3 protein-coding genes are annotated in these 3,112 nt (G+C 72.2%); all 3 read right to left on the reverse strand.

What is annotated here, in order from left to right; genetic code table 11:
* Positions 1 to 108: 108 nt before the first annotated feature.
* A complete protein-coding gene (locus ACTIDRAF_RS0214330) occupies positions 109 to 1,623 on the reverse strand; it encodes an SPFH domain-containing protein (RefSeq protein WP_016699426.1) in 1,515 nt (504 codons plus the stop codon).
* Positions 1,624 to 1,741: 118 nt separating this feature from the next.
* The gene (locus ACTIDRAF_RS0214335; RefSeq protein WP_016699427.1) at positions 1,742 to 1,948 is read right to left on the reverse strand and encodes a hypothetical protein; all 207 of its coding nucleotides are present in this window, start codon (positions 1,946 to 1,948) and stop codon (positions 1,742 to 1,744) included.
* Between the two features lie 93 nt (positions 1,949 to 2,041).
* A partial coding sequence (locus ACTIDRAF_RS28915; RefSeq protein WP_016699428.1) for a Stk1 family PASTA domain-containing Ser/Thr kinase occupies positions 2,042 to 3,112 on the reverse strand: 1,071 nt, incomplete at its 5' end.

The following is a 3,112-nucleotide window of genomic DNA, read 5'->3' on the forward strand; positions in this document are numbered from 1 at the left end:
CCCGGGGGCGCCCGTGCGTGGTTCACCGGCGGTACCCGCCGGGCCGTCCCGGTGGCTGCCCCGTCGGGTGGTGACGGCCGTCCCCGCCGGTTCGGGACGGGGTGGTGCTCAGGAGTCGGTGTGGCGGAGCGGGCTCCGGTCCACCGGGATGTTCCGCACCGCGTCGCCGGCGGCAGCTCCGTCGGAACCGACCACCGGCGCCTCGGCCTTGCCGTCCTCGTCCTGCATGGCGCGCATCAGCGTGCGGGCGAGCCCGAGACCGGTGCCGCCCAGCGAGAGCGCCTTCCCGAACATGTCGCCGACCCCCTCGGCACCGTTGAGCACCACCATGTGGTCCACGTTGCCCAAGGCGGACGCCCCGGCCTGGACGATCTCCGGCCAGTTCTCGGCGAGCTGCTGCGCGACCACCGCCTCCTGGTTCTCGGCCAGGGCAGCGGCCCGGGCCTTGATCGCCTCGGCCTCGGCGAGGCCCTTGGCCTGCGCGGCCTCGGCCTCGGCGAGACCCTTGGCCCGGGCGGCGGCGGCTTCGGCCTCACCGGTGGCCCTGGTCGCGGCGGCCTCCGCCTCACCGCGGGCCCTGGTGGCCTCGGCCTGCGCGGCGGCGGCCGTCTTCACCCTGGTGGCGTCGGCCGCCGCGCGGAGCTCGGTCTCCTTCGCCTCGGCCTGGGCCCGCGCGATGCGCGCGTCGCGCTCGGCGTCGGCGATCGTCCTGGTCTCGTAGGCCTTGGCGTCCGCTGGCTTGCTGATCTCGGAGAGCAGCCGCTGTTCGGAGAGGTTCGCCTCCAGCTCGGCCGCCCGGGTCTCCTGGACGACGACCTCCTGGCGGGCGGTGGCCTCGGCCAGCGGGCCGGACTGCCCCGACTTCGCCCGCGCCTGGTCGACCTCGGCCTGGTAGCCCGCCTGCTGGATCTGGCTTTCCCGCACCGCGGCGGCCTTGCGGGCCTGGGCGGCCTGCTCCGCCTCGGTGGCCTCCTGGTCCCGCTGCGCCTCGGCGATCCTGGCGGACGCCGCGACGGCGGCCGCGTGCGGCTTGCCCAGGTTCAGGATGTAGCCGGACTCGTCGTCGATCTCCTGGATCTGGAGGGAGTCGACCACGAGGCCGAGCTTGCTCATCTCGTCGGCCGAGGACTGGCGGACGGCTCCGGTGAGGGCGTCGCGGTTGTGGATCAGGTCCTCGATGGTGAGGCCGCCGCAGATGGAACGCAGGTGGCCGGCGAACAGCTCGTGGATGGTGTTGTTCATCCCGCTCTGCTGGTCGAGGAACCGACGTGCCGCGTTGGCGATCGAGACGAAGTCGTCACCCACCTTGTAGATGACGACCGCGCGCACGGTCACCGGCAGCCCCTGCTGGGTCACGCAGGACACCTGGAGATTGGCGCCGTGGGTGTCCAGGGACAGCCGGCGCGCGGTCTGGAAACCGGGGATCACCAGGGTCCCCTTGCCCGTGATGATCTTGAATCCCATGCTGTCCGGGCGGGACTTGGTGTTCCCCCCGGTCCCGAGGCCCGAGATGATCAGCGCCTCGTTCGGTTCCGCCACCTTCCACAGCACCCGGAACAGCACGAACAGCAGCAGCAGACCGATGACGATCGCGGCCACCACGTACAGGGCCTGTTCCTGCACGATTGGCTCACCCCCATGTCTGGAACGACGATTCCCTGCCGAGCGGAGCACGGCGTGGATGAGACGTGGGGGTGCGTCGATCGGTTGCCGCCATCGTGACGTGGTCGGCCGGCCACGCTCAGCCGATCGACTGCCAGGGCTCCACGTACACGTTGCGCGGTGGCTGGAAGTCGACCACGAGGACCTGGTTTCCCGGCTCGATCACCGCGTCGGGCTGGGCGGGGTAGGCGTAGAAGGCCTCCACGCCACCCCGAACGTGGATCATGACCTCACCGACCAGCCCGGGACCGATCCTGCCCGTCACCCGACCACGGTTACCGATCATGCGCTCCCTGCCTCGAAACGCCGTGTGCTCGCGGTGAGCATACGGGGTGTACATCCTGTCAACCGCCGGTTTCCGACACCGATCCGGTCTCGATCAGAAAATCGGGAAGTTGTTGAGGGTGACCGTGGATCCCGGCTCTACCCACGCCCCACCCGGCGGGGACTGCCCGAAGACCCGGCCGCGTTCCTCGCCGAACCACGACTCGACCTCGACCGAGAAACCGGAGTCCTCCAGGTCGCGCCGCGCCTCGTGCACACGGCGCCCGGTCACGTCCGGTACCTGGACGGCGTTGGAGACCACCACCTCGATCCGGTTGTCCTCGCCCAGCAGCATCTCGGTGCCCGCCTCCGGGCTGGTGCGGATCACCCGTCCGCCCTCGACGTCCTCGGCGAACTCCTCCCGCACGTCGGGCTCGAATCCCGCGGAGGTGAGGGTGTCGACCGCCTCGTCCCGCGTCTGGCCCCTGACGTCGGGGACGGGCACCGGCGGGGGCCCCTTGCTCAGCACGACCCGCACCTCGCCGCCGATCTCCATCTCGGTGCCCGCCCCGGGGTCGAGACCGAGGACGGCCCCGGCGGCGACCTCCTCGCTGAACTGGTCGAGGTCCTCGTCCCGCACCGGGGTCAGCTGTGCGTCCTCCACCAGCTCGTTGGCCTCGTCGAGGGAGACCCCCACCGCCACCTCGGGGACCACCGGCAGCCCCTTGGACACCAGCACCCGCACCCGGCTGCCGCGCAACGCCTCCGCCCCGCCCTCGGGGCCGGTGTCGAAGACCTGCCCCAACTCCACCGAGTCGTGGAACTGGTGGTCGAGGCTGGGCACGAGATCGGCCTCCTCCAGGGCCGCGACCGCGTCGGTGTGGGACATCCCCCGCAGATCGGGGACGCTGGTCCAGCGTCCGCTCCCGAACCACCACGCCGCGACGCCGATGACGACGGCCAGGACCGTGACGATCGCCATCCAGATCACGAAGGACCGCCGCGACCGGCGGCGCTGGGTCGAGTACTGGTCCTGGACCGGGCCGCGACGCTGACCGCCAGGGGGCGTCGGCGGGGGCGCCGGGGGGCCGGCGTGCTCCGCCCCGTGCGGCCGCGCGTACTGGCCGCTGGCGTACTCGTCCCGGCTCAGCGCCCGGGTTCCCTGGGGGCCGACCGGGCCGCTGGG

Origin of the sequence: Actinoalloteichus spitiensis RMV-1378, from assembly GCF_000239155.1 — a bacterium.
Lineage (GTDB): Bacteria > Actinomycetota > Actinomycetes > Mycobacteriales > Pseudonocardiaceae > Actinoalloteichus_B > Actinoalloteichus_B spitiensis.